Genomic DNA, 16,570 nt, shown 5'->3' on the forward strand with positions numbered 1-16,570 from the left:
TAGGTTAGTATGTGCTTTAATGTTTCAGATCTATTTCCGCCCCGACTCGCTTTCTTGGCGATAATTCTATTTGTTGTTTGCGCTCTTGCAGTCTTTCTGGCGTTTCTTTTGGTTCTCTATTTCTCTCAGGAGAAAATCTACTTCCTATCGGAAGTAAAGTCGGGGTGGTCATTTTTGTTGCTGCTTACTGTTTTTGACTTTGTGCTTTTTAATCTTATTGTGTCAAATATTATAGCCGCCAGAGAGTGTGGCAATTTTCAAGAGATGACGCAGAGTGAGATTTTTGAGTATGCAAATAGTTCCAGTGCGATGTCAAGGAAGTGGTATATGCGCTTGACAAGCGCCACTCTCAAAGTCATGGCTTGGTTGGCATTTGCGCTTTTCGTGTATTTTCAGGTAAAGAAATATTTATAGCGAAGGTTGCTCATGATTGGTCTATGCACCTCATTGTCATTGATTGCTTCGTCTATTGCGCCGACAGGCTCACTTTGAGTGTCTGATTTGTCAATTGGTTTAGTTGATTAGATGCGTGCCGCGTTTCTAGCGCATTAAGGCTAACGAATTTGCTGGGTTTCGGAAAACGGACGCCTTCGCCATGTTTTTCGTAGGAAAATAGAACCGTAATGTATTGCGACGGGTCGGCCAGTTGATGACCAGAAACTGGAATCATCACGACAACAACCTGCCTTTGGTCTGAATTTACCCTGCTTGCTGTGGCTGGATACATTTAGCCCAAATCCAAACAGGGTGCTTTCCTGGCGATCGTTTTAGCCAACCTTGCTATGGCGTTCCCTCTTGTCAACGATCCCGCTGTTCGCGTTTGGCGGCGGGCTTGGAAAAGTCGGGCGCCGGCGTCGCTTCCGGTTTCTCGATGCGCTCCGGCGCCCGAGTAACCGGCTGGCCCGGATTGGGTAAAGGCAGCCCGTCCGGTATTGCCGGCGCCTCTTCGCCGCCTGATTCCGGGTTGTCGCCATTATGGATATCGATGGTGGCGACAAAGCCATTGCCGGGGGTGTATTCGTTGTAATAGGGCTCGCCGTCGATCACGGTAATACCATCCGGTATCGGCGTCTGGTACTGCGGCACATCCTTCAACGCTTTTTCCATGTATTTGAGCCAGACCGGCAGGGCCAGCTGGGCGCCGAATTCGCGGCTACCCAAGGAGCGCGGCTGGTCGTAACCGAGCCAGGCAACTGCCACCAGGCTGTGCTGGTAGCCGGCAAACCAGCCATCGCGCGCATCATTGGTCGTGCCCGTCTTGCCGGCAATATCGGTGCGCTTCAATTCATTGGTCCTGGCGCCGGTACCGCGTTGCGCTACGCTTTTCAGCATGGTTTCCATGATGTAGGCATTGCGTGCGTCAATAACCCGTGGCGCGTCCTTACCGGCTTCAACTGGTTTTGCCTTGGCGATCAAGGTACCGCGCGAATCGCTTACCGTATCGATGACGTAGGGGTTGACTCGGTAGCCGCCATTGGCAAACACCGCATAGGCATTGGCCACCTGCAGTGGCGATGCCTGACCTGCGCCAAGTGCCATCGGCAAATAGGGCGGCGTTTTGTCCGCATCGAAACCAAAACGGGTGGCCCATTGCTGAACATAGCCGGTGCCGATAAAGCGTAAGGTACGGATGGCGACCAGATTGACTGAGCGGGTCAGTGCAACGCGCAGCGGCATGGGGCCGGCAGGAGGGTCATCATCTTTCGGGTCCCAAGGTTGGCCACCGGTTTGCTCGGGTGGCAGGTTCAGCGGCGCATCAAGCACCAAGGTGGCCGGGCCTATGCCTTTCTCCAGCGCGGCCGAGTAGACGATGGGTTTGAAGGTAGAGCCAGGCTGACGGCCCGACTGGGTGACGCGGTTGAACTTGTTCTTGTCGAAGTCAAAACCTCCGACCAGGGCGCGCACGGCGCCGTTTTCCGGCGCAAGCGACACCAGGGCAGCTTCCACCTGGGGTAACTGGGCAAGCTGCCAGTTGCCTTTGGCATCCTTGACGATGCGGATGATGGAACCGCGCCGGATGCGGTTGGCTGGCGGAATCTTCAGCGAGAGTGCCGAGGCGCCGAACTTGATGGCGGCATCACGCAGCACGACCGGCTCGCCATTGAGCGGCAGGGCGGTGATCTGCTTCGGGTCGGCCTCCAGCACCACGGCCGAGATCAGTTCATCGTTATTCGGGTGTTCTTCCAGTGCATCGTCGATTGCCTGCTGGCGTTCTTCCGGATTGTCCGGCAGCGTGACAAAACCCTCAGGGCCACGGTAGCCGTGACGACGGTCGTATTCGAGCACGCCGGCGCGCACCGCACGGTAGGCGGCTTCCTGATCGGCTGAGCGAACGGTGGTAGTGACGTTGTAGCCGCGCGTATACAGCTCTTCCTTGTATTGGGCGTACAGGGTCTGCCGCACCATTTCGGCAACGAATTCGCCATGCACCTTGTAGTCGTTATTGTTGCCAACCACATGCAGCACTTCATGCACCGCCTTGTCGTACTGCTCGCGATTGATATATCCCAGCTCGAACATGCGTTTGAGAATGTATTCCTGGCGGATCTTGGCGCGCTTGAAATTCACCACCGGGTTATAGGCGCTGGGCGCCTTGGGCAGGCCGGCCAGCATTGCCGCTTCGGCGATGCTGATGTCTTTGAGGTCCTTGCCGAAATAGACGCGTGCGGCACTGGCAAAGCCGAAGGCGTGCTGCCCCAGGGCAATCTGGTTCATATAGATTTCGAGGATCTGGTCTTTGTTCAGCACCGATTCGATGCGATAGGCCAGCAGCATCTCGTAGATCTTGCGGGTATAGGTTTGCTCGCGGCTCAGGAAGAAATTGCGGGCCACCTGCTGAGTGATGGTACTGGCGCCTCCCTTGATATGGCCGGCAAACAGATTGGTGGCGAGGCTACGCGTGATGCCGATAAAGTCGACACCGCCATGCTCGTAGTAACGGTAGTCTTCGATCGCCAGCACCGCCTTGACCATGATCGGCGGAATGTCCTTGAAATGCACCATATTGCGGCGCTCTTCGCCGAACTCCCCGATCAGTACCTGGTCGGCGGTATAGATGCGCAGCGGCAGTTTGGGACGGAAATCGGTCAGTGCATCCAGCGGTGGCAGATTGCGCTGCATCATGAATAGCGCATAGCCGATCAACAGGGCGCCGGTCACGGTAAGGCCGAACAGCACGCCGGTGGTCCACAGCATGATTCTCAACCACAGCGGGCGCTTGGTGGGGGACAGTTCGTGATTGGTCTGCATAGAAGGTCGTGGTTGACGAGGCTGCGAAATGCGAGCGTGGCATTGTAATGCAAAGGGCTGGCCCGCGTTGGCAGCCGATTTGCCGGCCGCGATGATGACCGGCTTTGCTTGCGGATGCGCTGTAAATAGTGCAAAGGCAGCAAGCGCTGAAGGATGCCGGCTTGAGCGCTGATCAGGGCCGGGCCGTTGCTTGCTGGCCAGCTTTGCGGGCTAATTGAGCTGGCGTTCCCAGTCGCTTGCCAGTGCCGGGTCCGGCGAAAGGCCGAGGCCGCCGTTGCGGTAGATCTTGGCGAGGCGCTGCATGGCCGGGCGATATTTCACCTGGGCGGCGCGGGTCAGCCAGTCCAGCGCGCGTTTTTCATCCGCCGGCACACCCTGGCCGGTTTCATACATGCGGCTGAGATTCACCATGGCCTGGCCGTGACCGCGTTCGGCAGCACGTTCATACCATTGCCTGGCGGAGTCGCTATTGCGCTCCACCCCTTGGCCGATCGCATACATCCAGCCTAGGTTGTTCATCCCCTGCGCATCGCCGGCATCGGCCGCCTTGCGATACAGCAAGATCGCCTGCGGCAGGTCTTTCGGCACACCACGCCCTTCGGCATAGGCATAGCCGAGATTGGTCTGGGCGATCGGCAGTGACAGGTCCACCGCCTTGCGATACCAGTCCACTGCCTGACGGAAGTCCTGCTTTACCCCCCAACCGTTCTCGAACAGCACGCCAAGATTATTGAACGCCATGGCATTGCCCTGGGCCGCCGCCTTTTGATACCAGCGCAGTGCCTGGGCGTAATCGCGCCGGGTGCCATAGCCGCGCTCGTACAAGTACCCGAGCGATACCTGGGCTGGCGCCAGACCTTTTTCGGCGGCTCGTCGATACAGGTCCAGCGCTTTTGCATAGTCCTGCGGCGTGCCATTGCCGCGCTCATACAGCTCAGCCAAGGCATGTGCTGCCCGTGCATCGCTGTCGGCGCTGGCCGAGAACTCGCGCAGTGCGCTTGCCGCATTGCCTTTTTGCAGGGCATTCACGCCGGATTGATAGTCGGCGAGGCCGGGAAGGGACAGCAGAAGCAGCGGGATATAGCGGATAAGCATGAGACCCTCGGCAAGTGCGATCAAGCAGCAAAGTATAGAGTGCGCGCTGGCACTGTTGTACCGGATGTCACACTCTTGCCTGCCGCCATTGACTAAGCCTGGAGGCTGGACTACGGTGAGGCGGTGGGAATTAGCCAAGGTGGCCGATCCAGCTTGGTGCACAGGCAAGTGTTACACCCGGCGGCATCCGATACTCGTTCGAGGAGCAAAAGCAAAATGAAAGCAACACAGCAATCGCGGTTCGGCCTGCGCCAATTGGGTCAGGGCATGACGGAGTACATCATCATCGTGGCGCTGATCGCCGTGGCCGCCATTGGCGTCTATACCCTGTTCGGCAAGACCATTCGTGCCCAGGTTGCGGGTCTGGCCAATGAAGTGTCGGGCGCTGGTGGTTCTACCGATGTGTCCAATGCCAAGGCAGCATCGGGCAGTGCCACTACCGAGGGCACCAAGGACAAGAAGATGGGCAGCTATACCAACTAGTCCCGACAGGATGCCCAATGCCTCGCTCGCACTTGCCGCATCCTGCATATCTGAAAAACCAGCGCGGTCAGGCGCTGGTTTTTTCGCTTCTGACGGCTGTTGTCGTCATTCTGGTGCTGTTCGCCACCTATAACGTCGGCCAGCAGGCTTTGGCAAAAATGCGCCTGCAAAACGCGGCTGACAACACCGCCTATTCGGTCGCCATTGTCCAGGCGCGCGATTACAACTTTTCTGCCTATACCAATCGCGCCATGGTGGCCAATCAGGTGTCGGTGGCCCAGGTAGTCGGGCTTACCTCCTGGGCACGCAACTACCGCGAGATTTACAACGGCGATTTTTCCTGGGTGGCGGAAACCATGACCAGTCTTGGCGGCCCGCTCAACTTCCTGTGGAAGGTGCCGGCACCGATCATGAAGACGGCATCCAATGTGTTTGCCCAGTTCATGGGCATGCCCAATAGCACCGGCGCCGGCAAGATCGTGGTGACAACGCTGGAGGTGCTGATCGACACCTTGCGCATTTCGCAAACGGTGTCGCACTACGGCACGGCGCTGACGGTGGCCCAGATGCTGGGTATGACCGATATGGCCGACCTGATGAGCCGCCTCGGCCTCGATAGCTTTATCGATATCGACTGGAGCAGCGATCCGGCGAAGTCGATCAATAACTTCCTGTCGGGTGATCACAATATCATCCGCGACAATCTGGCCACCGCGCGCTTGAGCGTACCGGGCTGGATTGCCGGAATCGGCTATCTGGCGCAGTGGGTACGCTTTACCGAGACCAAGGACCCGAACCTCAAGGCCAAGGACGGCGAAGAGGCCGATCGCTTCGGCAAGGTCACCATCAATTCGCTCGACTATTTTTCGCGCGACCGTAGCACCAAGCACAGCTGGATGGGCTTCGAAGGCCCCTATGTCTCGCCGGCCATTGTCGACCCGACCGTGTTGATTCCGACCGTCAATGGCGTGCTCACCATGTTCCTGTGGCATCGCGGCGGCACCGAATTGAAGGCGGTCGATCCGGACGGCGTGGTCAAGCGCACCTGGACCGCCCTCGATGCCACCGGCTTGTTCGGCGTGGCGATTATCTGGATCACCTTGCCGATACCACCGTTTTTCATACCCATCGTCATTCCGGCGTTTCCGATCCCGGTTGGCCATGGCGCAGCGCAATCCGGCGTGGAAATGAGCGGTAGCGCAGCCTTGAGCGATAGCAACGATTTCGACCTTGACGATGCCTCAAAAGCCTATGGCGGCGCCTACCGCGGGTGGCTGACTGCCGTCCCGGCCTATTTGCAGCAATCGCAAGGCGCCGGCAAAACCCTGACCATGATGACCTTGGGCGGCAAGGGCGGGCTGCGCAGTTATCAGGACGTGAAGAAAGTCGATAAGGACAATCTGAGCGCGCCGCCCTTGATTCTGGAAATCGAAATGGCTGGTACCGATATCAAGACCAGCAATAGCGTCACCACCGGCCGTTTTGCCATGCAGGCAGGTACACGCAGCAATGCCATGCGCGCACTATCAAAGGCACAAGCCTATTTCGCCCGACCCACCAAGCTGTGGAAGCGCGACGACAATAAAACGGAGCTGGGCAGCCTGTATAACCCTTACTGGCAGGCACAGCTGCTACCCAACAGCTTTGCCGAGCGCTATGTATCGATGGCCTACCAATGGTTATGAAACGCAATGCGCTTGCCAGGCAATCGGGCCAGGCCATGGTCGAGGCACAGATCGCCATTGTTTGCGTGCTGCTGCCGCTGTTTATCGGCATCCCGCTGGTGGCCCGCTATATCGATATCCGCCAGACTACGGTGGAGGCTGCCCGTTACGCCGCCTGGGAGCGCAGCGTCTGGTATGGCGGCAGCAGCGCCAGCTCGATCGGCTGGTTTGGCAAGACCAATCGCTGGGTGGCCAATGCCAAGGATGATGACACCTTGCGCAAGGAGATCGCCGCACGGGTGCTCAAGCGTACCGACAGTACGCAAGGCTTTGCCGTAGGCGGTGGTACACAGCCCCTGTGGGTGGATCATGGCGGCACCACCTTGCTGCCCGATTACGATGCAGCAACGGCCCTGGCGGTGAATAACGGCAAGATGCCCGGCACGGTCAGCTCGGTGATCGACTTTGTCACCAATTTTGCCTCCACCCTCGGGGCGTTTACTCTGGAGATGCGCGGCCGCTATGGTGCTCAGGCCTCGATCACCCTGAAGGACTTTGACCAGACCAAGGTGCTGGGCAAAGGCCCTACCGAGAAGAACATCGGCGAAAACTTCAATATGGGCAGCTTTTTGGCAAGTTCCGCCGATGTCACCATGACCGAGCGCAGTGTCTTGCTGGCCAATGGCTGGAATGCCGAAGGGCCGGATACCGCCGGCCATACCGCCGTGAAGCAGCAGGTGGCCGGCCTGACCCCCTTGGCGCTGTTTACCAATAACGTCGATATCGATCTTGGTGGCGGTTCGGTGTCGTTCAATATCATGAACCTGCTGCAAACCCTGGCCAGCGTGTTTGCGCCGGAGCTCGGGCCTGGCGTGCTGGAATTCGGCAAGATCATGCCGGACGAAGTACCGGAAGACCGGGTCAAATGAGCGTTGCGCCGGCTCGTCCCAGCTTGGCCGTTTTTCCGCCCGGCGCGGCACGTAGCGGCGCAGTCTCGTCATGCATGGTGTTGTTCTTGAGCGCCATGGTACTGCACGTTGCAGCGGCCGATGAAACCTGCCCGCAATTTCGCGATGCGCCCGGCCGCTGGCAGGCGGTGGCCGACGATATGGTGATGAACGGCGTACCGATGTCGGTGCGCCAGCTCAGCAGCGACAAACCCCCGGCTGAGCTGATTGCCTTCTATCGCCAGGCTTGGGCCCAGGCTGATCAACCAGCCCCGGTCGAGTATCCCTTGCCGCCCTGGCAAGTCATCGGCGTAGCGCGCGGCAAGTGCTTTTACACCTTCCAGGTGCAGGCGCAGGGTAGTGGTGCCAGTGGTTTTCTGGCTATCAGCCATGCACGTAGTGGCGTGCGCGCCACACCGGGCGGGCGCTTTCCCATGCCTTCTGCCAGCGAGTTGATCAACGATATCGTTCACCGTGATATCGGCAAAAATGGCCGTACCGTGTTCCTGCGAAACGGCCTGAGCATGGAAGGTAACGCGGTGTTTTATCGGGATAATCTGGCCGACCAGGGCTGGCAGCTGATGGCGGAAAAGCGCGTCAAAACACCGCGCGGCCCCGGCATCGTGCTTGATCTGAAGCGGCAGCTGGAGCAAGGGCAGCTGACCATTTCGCGCAGCGATGGCCAGAGCTATGTGCTATTTCACTACATGGACCGGCCTTGAGTGAGGATGTCGTGCCGCATCGATACCGCATCATGCTGCCCGCCCAGCTTGGCCAGTCGAGCATCGAATACATTCTGGTTCTGGCATTGGCCGTCGTGGTATTGACTACCGGTAATGATCCACCGGTTGCCAAGCTGGCCGGTGCCATACGTGACTACTTTGGTGACTATTCCTATGCCATCTCGTTTTCCCAGCCACCTGATTGTGTGGAAACCAAGACGGTGGGTGGAAGCGGTCCGGCAGGGTCGTCCGCCAGTGCCTCGGTAACCGTGGACAGCTGCCCGGACCTGAGTAACCCCAGTTGGCCCATCGAATTCAATGGCGTGAACATTACGCCGCCAGCGCTCCCCTGATGCAGTTTTGGCGCGCCTTGCCAGGAAGTCGATCGCATGAAGCTCAATCTGCCCAAGCTAAACCGCACCTGGATGATGCTGCTCGGTGCTATCGGCCTTGGCCTGTTGGCAATGTTCCTTACGGTGCAATACCTGCGCTTGCAGGAAAGCAGCCTGCGGCGCCAGATTGAGGAGAAAGCGCGTGGCAAGGGCCCTCTGGTGGAAGTTGTGGTACCAACTCAGGATCTGGCGGCCGGCACGGCCATCGATGCCAGCATGGTGGCATCGCGCCCGGTGGCTTCTGATCTGGTGTACGACGACGCGATCGCGGTAAATCAGTTCGATGCCTTCAAGGGGCAGGCGCTGCTTAAGGCTGTGAAGCGCGGTCGCCCCTTGCTCAAGTCCGATCTGCGGCCGATCTATGCCGACTTTGCCGGCACGCTCAAACCCGGCAGCCGGGCAATGACGGTCGAGGTGGATGACCTCAACGCGATTTCCCATATGGTGCAGCCCGGCAATCTGATCGACCTGATGCTGGTTCTGGAAAACACCGGGCCGGCCAGTCGTCCGCCACAACAGCATATGGGGCCAGCCAGTCAGGGCGATGGCAAGGTAGTGGTGCCCTTCATGCAGGCGGTAAAGGTATTGGCTACCGGACAGAAGGTGGTGCATGACGCTCCCACCGATGGCGCGCCGAATCAGGGGCGCTCGGCCTATAGCAATTTCACCCTCGAGGTGACGCCGAGCCAGGCGGCCCGCGTGGCCCTGGCGCTGGAACTGGGCAAGCTGCGCGCCACCTTGCGCAATGAGTCCGACAGCAAGGCGATCGAGCATGATCCGGTCAGTGCCCGCAATTTCCTGCTCGATATCGCCGAACAGACCCGCATGCAGGAGCGGGTAGCCAAGGCGGCTGCGAAACGGCGTGCCGCCAGCGAGCAGTACCCGGTCGATGAGGACTATGTCGAATACATCGTCGGCGGCAAGAATAGTGGCTCGGGTGTCAGCACCGGCCTGAGCGTGGCCTTGCCGCCGGCGCTGGCTAATCTCGGTGTCGGAACCACCCCGGCAGCCGCAGCGCCAGCCACGACGGCGTCAGCGCCGTTCATTCCCTATGCCCCACCGGCCAGCCCGGTCAATTCGAAATAAACCAGAGCGGGTTAGCGACAATGACTTTTCAGCGCCATGTTCTTGCAATGCTGTTGATGATCGGCTCAGTGGCTTGGGCTGACGAAATCCGCATGTTTGTCGGTGAGTTGAAGACCCTGCCGGTTGGCAAGGTAGACCGGGTAGCCATAGGCAATGGCAATGTCATCAGCAGCAAGGTGCTCGACAGTGGTGAGCTGCTGCTGCTGGCCGAGAAGCCCGGCGACACCTCGCTGATGGTGTGGTCGGGCAAGAGCCGCCAGCAGCATATGGTGCGCGTGAGCCAGACCGACAGCCAGGAGGCGTTTCGCGTCGCCTCCGCCATGCTCAAGGACGTGCCTGGTATTTCGCTGGGCCAGGTGGCTGGCAATGTGGTGGTGACCGGCAGTACCAGCAAGGAGAATCTGGAGCGCATCAGCATGCTGGGCAAGCTGTATCCGCAAATCGCCAATCTGGCCCGGCCTGAAGATGTCGCCATGAAGAAGATGGTCTACATCAAGGTGCAGATTCTGGAAATGAAACGCTCCCTGCTCGAGCATATCGGCGTGCAATGGCCCAATAGCTTCGATGGCCCCAAGCTCGGCTTGCTCGGTAACTTCGGCGCCACCAGCACCCAAGGGCTGTACAAACCCAGTGCCACCCCCGGTGCACCGCCCGAGCCGATCGCACCAATCGGCGGGGTGCTGCCGGTGCAGACCGGTAACCGTGGCCTGCGCGCCTATCTCGGTATCAACTCCCTGATCAATACCACCATCAATCTGGCCAAGAACAATGGCGATGCCTATGTGCTGGCCGAACCGGAGCTATCGACCCGCTCAGGTGGCGAGGCCAAGTTCCTCGCCGGTGGCCAGATCCCGCTGCCGGCGGTATCAAGCACCGGCGCCGGTTCGGTGGAATTCAAGGATTACGGCATTCGCCTGACCATCCGCCCCTTGGCCGACGATCGCGACAATGTGCTGGCCAATGTCAAAACCGAAATCAGTTCGGTGGACTCTTCGGTGTCGGTGCAAGGCATTCCCGGTTTCCTGACCCGGCAAACCGAGACCGATATCAATGTGAAGAACGGCCAGACCATCGTGATGTCCGGCCTGGTGAACAGCGACCTGTCCAAGGATATCTCGCGGGTGCCGGGCCTCGGGTCGGTGCCCATCATCGGCGCACTGTTCCGCTCGGATAACTTCAAGTCCGGCCGCACCGACTTGGTGATCTTGGTCACGCCAACGGTGGTTGACCCCAATTCCACCATCAACCGCGAGCGCATCGACAAGAGCGAGTCCATCCGCGAGCGTTTCGAGCGCGGCATCAGCAAGACCGATCTGCTCGACTGACCGAGGCGCCGCATATGCTCAGCATTACCGTCACCACACCGCGCGGCGTCAGCAATTTGGTTGAATGCACCATCGACCGCTGCGGCATCGGCAAGAGCGACGACAATCTGATCATCCTGCAAGGCTGGTCGGTGGCACGCAACCATGCAGCGATACACCGCCGTGCCGATGGCGTTTATGTCGAGAATCTCGACCCCAAGGGCAATACCGAGGTCAATGGCCGCAAGGTCAGCCTGCACGGCCCTTTGCAAAACGGCGAACTGGTCCAGATCTGCGGCTACACCCTCACCGTGCATGATCTTGAAGCACAGGTAGCGGCGTCGAGCCCGCCGCCAGCGCCGCCCGTCATGGCGCAAGGTGTGGCAACGCCCACGCCGCCGCCCGCGCCTGCTGAGCTTGCCGATGCCGACAACGCCCCGCTCGATCGCAGCGCCCAAGCCGCCTGGATCGAGTTGCTCAAGCATGTGCATGAGTCGCTGATCAAACAGATGGACTTGCGGCGGATCGACCTGAGCCGTTTCAGCGAAGAGGAGCTTCGCAGCAATACCCGCGCCTTGCTGGAAGAGCTGGTGGCCAATGACCGCAGCATTCCGGCCCATATCGACAAGGCCTTGCTGGTCAAGCAGGTGCAGGATGAAGTGGTCGGCCTTGGGCCGCTCGAAGACTTGCTTGCCGATGATGCGGTGACCGAAATCATGGTGAACCGCTTTGACGAGATCTTTATCGAGCGGCGCGGCAAATTGCAGAAGTCGCCGATCACCTTTACCAGCGACTTGGCGGTAGTCAGCGCCATCGAGCGCATCGTCACCCCCTTGGGGCGGCGTATCGACGAATCCAGCCCGATGGTCGATGCGCGGCTGAAGGATGGTTCGCGGGTCAATGCGGTTATCCCGCCGCTGGCGCTGAAGGGCGCCAATATCACCATCCGCAAGTTCGCCAAGAACAAGCTGCAGGGCGAGGACCTGATCCGCTTCGGTTCCATGACCCCGCAAATGCTGCATATCTTGCGCACCATCGTCGAGCAGAAGGCCAATATCATCATTTCCGGCGGCACCGGCTCGGGCAAGACCACCTTGCTCAATGTGCTGTCCAACTATATCCCCGACGATGAGCGCATCGTCACCGTGGAGGATGCGGCTGAACTCAAACTCAGCCAGCCCAATCTGGTCGGTCTGGAATCGCGGCCGGCCAATGCCGAGGGCAAGGGCGCGGTGCCGATTCGCGATCTGGTGAAAAACTGCCTGCGCATGCGGCCCGATCGCATCGTGGTGGGCGAATGCCGTGGCGGCGAAGCACTGGATATGCTGACCGCGATGAATACCGGCCATGATGGCTCTCTCACCACCGCCCACGCCAACACCCCGCGTGATTGCCTGGCGCGGGTGGAGGTGATGGTGATGATGGCCGGGCTGGACCTGCCGGTGCGCGCCATCCGCGAGCAGATTTCGTCGGCGGTGCGCTTTATCGTGCAGCAGAACCGCTTTTCCTGTGGCTCGCGCAAGGTCACCCACATTACCGAGATCACCGGCATGGAAGGCGAGATGATCCAGCTGCAGGACATCTTCCTGTTCAAGCAGGAAGGTTTCGGGCCGGATGGCAAGGTGCGCGGCAAGCATGTGGCAACCGGCGCAGTGCCGGACTTTTACCAGGACCTGGCCGCACGGGGGCTGGATGTGGACCTGAGCATCTTCCAGGCAGGCGGGCGGCTGTGATGCAGGGCGCAGGGGGAGGGCGGCGATGAGTCTGTCCATGCTGCTGGGCGTGGTTTTCCTGGTCACCTTGCTGGCGGCCTGGCTGCTGTTCACCCTGGTCCAGCATTATCTCGACCGGCAAAAGGCGCAGATCGAACAAACCACGGCCACCACCCTGGCCGATATGTTCATCTTCCTCGATCCGCAGCAAATGTTCCGCTACAACGTGGCAATCACCATTGCCCTGCCCATCGTGGTCTGGCTGTTTACCGACAATCCGGTATTTACCGGCGCCGCGCTGATTTCCACCATTTTCATGCCCAAGTGGTATGTCGGCTATCTGAGCCGCAAACGGCTGAAGAATCTGGAACAACAATTACCCGATGCGCTATTGATGATCTCGGGCGCCATGCGTGCCGGCGCCAGCCTGAATGTGGCGCTGGAATCGATGGTGCGCGAGTCGCGGCCGCCGGTGAGCCAGGAATTCGAACTGATGCTGCGCGAGCAGCGCTTGGGCGTGGACTTCGATACCGCCTTGCAAAATATCGAGCGGCGCAATCCGCAGCCGGATTTTCAGCTGGTGATCGCCGCCATGCGTATTTCCAAGGAGGTGGGCGGCAATCTGGCGGAAATCCTTGAGTCACTCGCTTCCACCTTGCGGCAAAAGGCAGTCATGGAGGGCAAGATTCGCAGCCTGACCGCCCAGGGCAAGGCGCAGGGGGTGATCATGACCGGCCTGCCGCTGTTGATGATTGTCGCCCTGCGGGCGATCGAGCCGGCTGCCATGGCGCCGCTGTTCAATACCTGGATAGGCTGGATCACCCTGAGCATCATCACCGTCATGGAACTGGTCGGCTACTGGTTCATTCGCAAAATCACCAATATCGACGTATGAGCACTACCCTGATCGGCCTCATCATCGGCATCATCGTCGGCGTCAGCATGCTGATGCTGAGCTTCAGCCTGTCGAAGCTGAAAGCCGAAGTGCCGGAAGAAGACCGCGCCTATATGGACGAGCTGCCCGGCATGCTCAAGCTGGTGTGGCCCCTGGTCAATTTCATCGAATACCACCTGACCGCCCGTTTTCCACCGGACATGCTGGAAAAAGCGCATAAAGCCTTGCGCCAGACCGGCGTCGGCTATCTGATGAGCGCCGAGCAGTTCTATGCCTTGCGTATCTTCTCGGCCCTGGTTTCGGCCCTGCTCAGCGGCTTTTGCCTCGCGGCACTGGAGGTGGAGGACAGCCTGATCTGGGTGGTGCTGATGGCGGTGCTTGGCTATCTCTACCCCTTGCTGTGGCTGTCCGATACGCGCAAGAAGCGGCGCAAGGAGGTGTTGCGCTCGCTGCCGGTCTACCTCGACTTCATCACCCTGGGGGTCGAGGCCGGGCTGAATCTGACCGGCGCGCTCAAGCAATCGATGGAGAAAGGCCCGCATGGCGCCTTGCGCCACGAGTTCTATATGGTGGTGCGCGATCTGCGCGCCGGCGTGCCGCGCGCCGATGCGCTGCGCCGCATGGAAGCGCGACTCGATATGCAGGAAATCGTCAGCTTTGTCGGCGCGGTGATCCAGGCCGAGAAAATGGGCGCCCGGCTTGGGCCGGTGCTGCGCGGCCAAGCCGAACAGCGCCGTACCGAGCGCTTCCAGCGCGCCGAAAAGCTGGCGATGGAAGCGCCGGTCAAATTGATCCTGCCGCTGATCCTGTTTATTTTTCCGGTGACCTTTATCGTGCTGGCCTTTCCCATCGTGATGAAGTTCATGCAGGAAGGCATGATGTGAAGCAGCTGCAAGCGTGGCGGCAGGGCAAGTTATTGATAGCCACGGTGTGGCTGGCAGAGGATGCCGGCGAACGCATGCGCGGCCTGTTGGGTCGAGCCCCGCTTGCCAGCGGCGAGGCGATGCTGATTACGCCATGCCGCATGGTGCACACCTTCGGCATGGCCTATGCGCTGGATCTGGCCTTTGTCGACCGGCATGGCCAGATCAGGAAGCTGGTGCGACAGCTGCCTCCCGCGCGCATGGCGGGCTGCCTGCGCGCCTATGCCACCTTGGAAATGCCGGCCGGCGAAATCGAGCGCCTCGGTTTGCAGCCAGGTGACACGATAGATTGGCAATAGCCGGCACGATGCCGAAATCGCACCGGTATCGGTGATTAGAGTGGATGACTACACCAGCATGAAGTTGCAATTGCCCTTGTTACTGACTCTTGCCTGCCTTGCCGGCTGCGCACCTATGCGCTTGGCCGGTGAAGCCGATGTTTATGCGCGCCAGCAAGATGCGGTGGCTGCTTACGAGGAGGGTGCCAATGCGCGGGCCGAGCAGCTGCTGCAAGGGGTATTGCGTGCGGCGCCGAACGACCCGGAAAACTGGTTTCGCCTTGGCAATCTGTATGCGCGTACCGACCGACCCGAGCAAGCCACCGAGGCATTCCACAAAGCGCTGATGCTGCGGCAGAGCGATGCACGCATCTGGCACAACCTTGCGGTGGTGCGGATACGCCAGGCCCAGGCGGCGCTGGCGCAGGCCAATGCTGCGGCGGTAGATGACGGGCCCTTGCACGAGAAAACCAGCCGCATGGCTGAGCAATTGCAGCAGGTACTGGCCAAGCCTGTGCCGCCTGCCACCGCTGCGGCCGAACCGAGCGACGCAAGCCATGCGGCCAGCCAATAGCCGCCCGCGCCGCACCATGCTGGGCCAGGCCATGCCGGAATACCTGTATGCCTTGCCCATCATGCTCTTGCTGATTCTGGGTGCCTTCCAGATGGGCCTGGTCTATCAGGCGCGCCACACCCTCAAGTACGCCACCTTTATGGGTGCGCGTGCCGGTGCCTTGAACAACGGTGCCATGACTGCCATCCAGGAGGGCGTAGCCACCGGCCTTGCACCCTTGTTCACCCATGGCAAGACATCCAAAGCCATGAAGCAGGGCAGGGTGGATGCCGATGCCTTGCTGGGCAATGACAAGCTCACCGAAATCCGCATCCTCAACCCGACGGCGGGTGCACTGAGTGCCCATGCCGGCGACTCGGAAGGCAGTGATGCCATCCCCAACGACAACCTGATGTACCGCGACAATGCGGCAAAGGGTGGGCTATCGGTGCAGGATGCGAATCTGCTCAAGGTCAGGGTGAGGATCTGCCTGCGCATGATCGTGCCCATCATCAATAAATTGATCTATTCCATGGTCGTGGACCCGCCCGGCACGCCACCGCCTGCAGAGAAAACCCCGTCCGGCTTTATTCGCAGCTATGCCGATGCCAGCGCTGCCATCGATGCCACGCGCCCCTGCGCCGGCCAGGGCGACTATTACCTGCCGGTGGAAGCCGAGTCGGTCGTTCGCATGCAGTCGCCATTCAAGAATCCGGGTAAGTGGGTGGGGCCGTGAAGGGTGAGCCACGCAAGCCATGGTTTGCCGGCCGCATCAGCCGGGTGCGCTATAGCGCCTATATGCTGGCACTGGGCATGTTGTGCGGAGCGGCGCTGTCCGCCTTGTTGCTGATGGCAGTGCAGATTCCCGGTGGCGCGAAAATCCCGGCAATGCGCATTGCCGCCGCCGGCATCTTCTATGGTGTTTTGCCCTTCGGCACCCTGTATTTCACCACCCTGCGTGCCCACGACTGCGGCCGCAGCGGCCTGCTGGCCTGGCTGATCATCATTCCGTTTGCCGGTTTGCTGTTCATGCTGTGGCCGGGGCAGCGCCAGGAAAACCGCTACGGTCCGCCACCGCCGGCCAATGGCCCTGTGCTGCTGATCACCAATGCGGCGCTATGGTTGCTGATGCTTGGTGCGGTAGCCTTTGCCTGGCTCAATGGCCCGGTCAACCTTGGCCCGGAGCCACCGCCGCTACCCAGCGAGTTCGAGGCTTATCCGAGCTGAACGTGCACGCATGCTTAGCGAGCTGCGCAATACAGCAGTT

At 60.0% G+C, this 16,570-nt stretch carries 16 protein-coding genes; 14 read left to right on the top strand and 2 right to left on the bottom strand.

What is annotated here, in order from left to right:
- Positions 1-798: 798 nt before the first annotated feature.
- Positions 799-3,195, bottom strand: coding sequence for a penicillin-binding protein 1A (locus tag ACE3OH_RS09545; protein ID WP_374351278.1), 2,397 nt, complete (start codon positions 3,193-3,195; stop codon positions 799-801).
- A 264-nt stretch (positions 3,196-3,459) separates the two neighbouring features.
- Entirely contained in the window at positions 3,460-4,344 is an 885-nt protein-coding gene (locus ACE3OH_RS09550) for a tetratricopeptide repeat protein (RefSeq protein ID WP_374351280.1), read from the bottom strand.
- 216 nt (positions 4,345-4,560) lie between these two features.
- Here ACE3OH_RS09550 and ACE3OH_RS09555 point away from each other — a divergent pair, with 216 nt between their 5' ends.
- The 14 genes from ACE3OH_RS09555 to ACE3OH_RS09620 all read left to right on the top strand — a co-directional run bounded on the left by ACE3OH_RS09555 (position 4,561) and on the right by ACE3OH_RS09620 (position 16,530).
- Positions 4,561-4,827 carry a Flp family type IVb pilin gene (locus tag ACE3OH_RS09555; RefSeq protein ID WP_374351282.1) on the top strand — a complete coding sequence of 89 codons (267 nt, stop codon included), beginning with the start codon at positions 4,561-4,563 and terminating at the stop codon, positions 4,825-4,827.
- Between the two features lie 17 nt (positions 4,828-4,844).
- Entirely contained in the window at positions 4,845-6,512 is a 1,668-nt protein-coding gene (locus ACE3OH_RS09560) for a TadE/TadG family type IV pilus assembly protein (RefSeq protein ID WP_374351284.1), read from the top strand.
- Complete coding sequence (locus tag ACE3OH_RS09565; RefSeq protein WP_374351286.1) at positions 6,509-7,420, top strand: hypothetical protein; 912 nt, start codon at positions 6,509-6,511, stop codon at positions 7,418-7,420. Before ACE3OH_RS09560 ends, ACE3OH_RS09565 begins: the two co-directional genes overlap by 4 nt.
- An 86-nt stretch (positions 7,421-7,506) precedes the next feature.
- A complete protein-coding gene (locus ACE3OH_RS09570) occupies positions 7,507-8,160 on the top strand; it encodes a hypothetical protein (protein WP_374351288.1) in 654 nt (217 codons plus the stop codon).
- Entirely contained in the window at positions 8,157-8,513 is a 357-nt protein-coding gene (locus ACE3OH_RS09575; protein WP_374351290.1) for a hypothetical protein, read from the top strand. Before ACE3OH_RS09570 ends, ACE3OH_RS09575 begins: the two co-directional genes overlap by 4 nt.
- A gap of 36 nt (positions 8,514-8,549) precedes the next feature.
- On the top strand, positions 8,550-9,638 hold the full coding sequence (cpaB, locus tag ACE3OH_RS09580) for a Flp pilus assembly protein CpaB (protein WP_374351292.1): 1,089 nt from the start codon (positions 8,550-8,552) through the stop codon (positions 9,636-9,638).
- Positions 9,639-9,685: 47 nt separating this feature from the next.
- Entirely contained in the window at positions 9,686-10,963 is a 1,278-nt protein-coding gene (locus ACE3OH_RS09585; RefSeq protein ID WP_374351294.1) for a type II and III secretion system protein family protein, read from the top strand.
- A 14-nt stretch (positions 10,964-10,977) separates the two neighbouring features.
- The gene (locus ACE3OH_RS09590) at positions 10,978-12,675 is read left to right on the top strand and encodes an ATPase, T2SS/T4P/T4SS family (protein ID WP_374351296.1); all 1,698 of its coding nucleotides are present in this window, start codon (positions 10,978-10,980) and stop codon (positions 12,673-12,675) included.
- 25 nt (positions 12,676-12,700) lie between these two features.
- Complete coding sequence (locus ACE3OH_RS09595; RefSeq protein ID WP_374351298.1) at positions 12,701-13,549, top strand: type II secretion system F family protein; 849 nt, start codon at positions 12,701-12,703, stop codon at positions 13,547-13,549.
- Positions 13,546-14,433 carry a type II secretion system F family protein gene (locus ACE3OH_RS09600; protein ID WP_374351300.1) on the top strand — a complete coding sequence of 296 codons (888 nt, stop codon included), beginning with the start codon at positions 13,546-13,548 and terminating at the stop codon, positions 14,431-14,433. Before ACE3OH_RS09595 ends, ACE3OH_RS09600 begins: the two co-directional genes overlap by 4 nt.
- On the top strand, positions 14,430-14,771 hold the full coding sequence (locus tag ACE3OH_RS09605) for a DUF192 domain-containing protein (protein ID WP_374351303.1): 342 nt from the start codon (positions 14,430-14,432) through the stop codon (positions 14,769-14,771). The genes ACE3OH_RS09600 and ACE3OH_RS09605 overlap by 4 nt, the downstream gene beginning before the upstream one ends.
- 40 nt (positions 14,772-14,811) lie before the next feature.
- Positions 14,812-15,324 (top strand): tetratricopeptide repeat protein, encoded by a 513-nt coding sequence (locus ACE3OH_RS09610; protein WP_374351305.1) that lies wholly within the window; start codon positions 14,812-14,814, stop codon positions 15,322-15,324.
- Entirely contained in the window at positions 15,308-16,039 is a 732-nt protein-coding gene (locus ACE3OH_RS09615) for a TadE family protein (protein ID WP_374351307.1), read from the top strand. The genes ACE3OH_RS09610 and ACE3OH_RS09615 overlap by 17 nt, the downstream gene beginning before the upstream one ends.
- Positions 16,024-16,530 carry a DUF805 domain-containing protein gene (locus ACE3OH_RS09620; protein WP_374351309.1) on the top strand — a complete coding sequence of 169 codons (507 nt, stop codon included), beginning with the start codon at positions 16,024-16,026 and terminating at the stop codon, positions 16,528-16,530. Before ACE3OH_RS09615 ends, ACE3OH_RS09620 begins: the two co-directional genes overlap by 16 nt.
- The last annotated feature ends 40 nt before the right edge of the window (positions 16,531-16,570 follow it).

The organism is Chitinimonas sp., assembly GCF_041904975.1.
In the GTDB taxonomy this organism is placed as follows: Bacteria; Pseudomonadota; Gammaproteobacteria; order Burkholderiales; family Chitinimonadaceae; genus Chitinimonas.

Coding starts and splice junctions, on each gene's coding strand:
- ACE3OH_RS09545 (WP_374351278.1), bottom strand. CDS start 3,195: ATGCTGTGGACCACCGGCGTGCTGTTCGGCCTTACCGTGACCGGCGCC.
- ACE3OH_RS09615 (WP_374351307.1), top strand. CDS start 15,308: ATGCGGCCAGCCAATAGCCGCCCGCGCCGCACCATGCTGGGCCAGGCC.
- ACE3OH_RS09590 (WP_374351296.1), top strand. CDS start 10,978: ATGCTCAGCATTACCGTCACCACACCGCGCGGCGTCAGCAATTTGGTT.
- ACE3OH_RS09560 (WP_374351284.1), top strand. CDS start 4,845: ATGCCTCGCTCGCACTTGCCGCATCCTGCATATCTGAAAAACCAGCGC.
- ACE3OH_RS09565 (WP_374351286.1), top strand. CDS start 6,509: ATGAAACGCAATGCGCTTGCCAGGCAATCGGGCCAGGCCATGGTCGAG.
- cpaB (WP_374351292.1), top strand. CDS start 8,550: ATGAAGCTCAATCTGCCCAAGCTAAACCGCACCTGGATGATGCTGCTC.
- ACE3OH_RS09550 (WP_374351280.1), bottom strand. CDS start 4,344: ATGCTTATCCGCTATATCCCGCTGCTTCTGCTGTCCCTTCCCGGCCTC.
- ACE3OH_RS09585 (WP_374351294.1), top strand. CDS start 9,686: ATGCTGTTGATGATCGGCTCAGTGGCTTGGGCTGACGAAATCCGCATG.
- ACE3OH_RS09555 (WP_374351282.1), top strand. CDS start 4,561: ATGAAAGCAACACAGCAATCGCGGTTCGGCCTGCGCCAATTGGGTCAG.
- ACE3OH_RS09600 (WP_374351300.1), top strand. CDS start 13,546: ATGAGCACTACCCTGATCGGCCTCATCATCGGCATCATCGTCGGCGTC.
- ACE3OH_RS09595 (WP_374351298.1), top strand. CDS start 12,701: ATGAGTCTGTCCATGCTGCTGGGCGTGGTTTTCCTGGTCACCTTGCTG.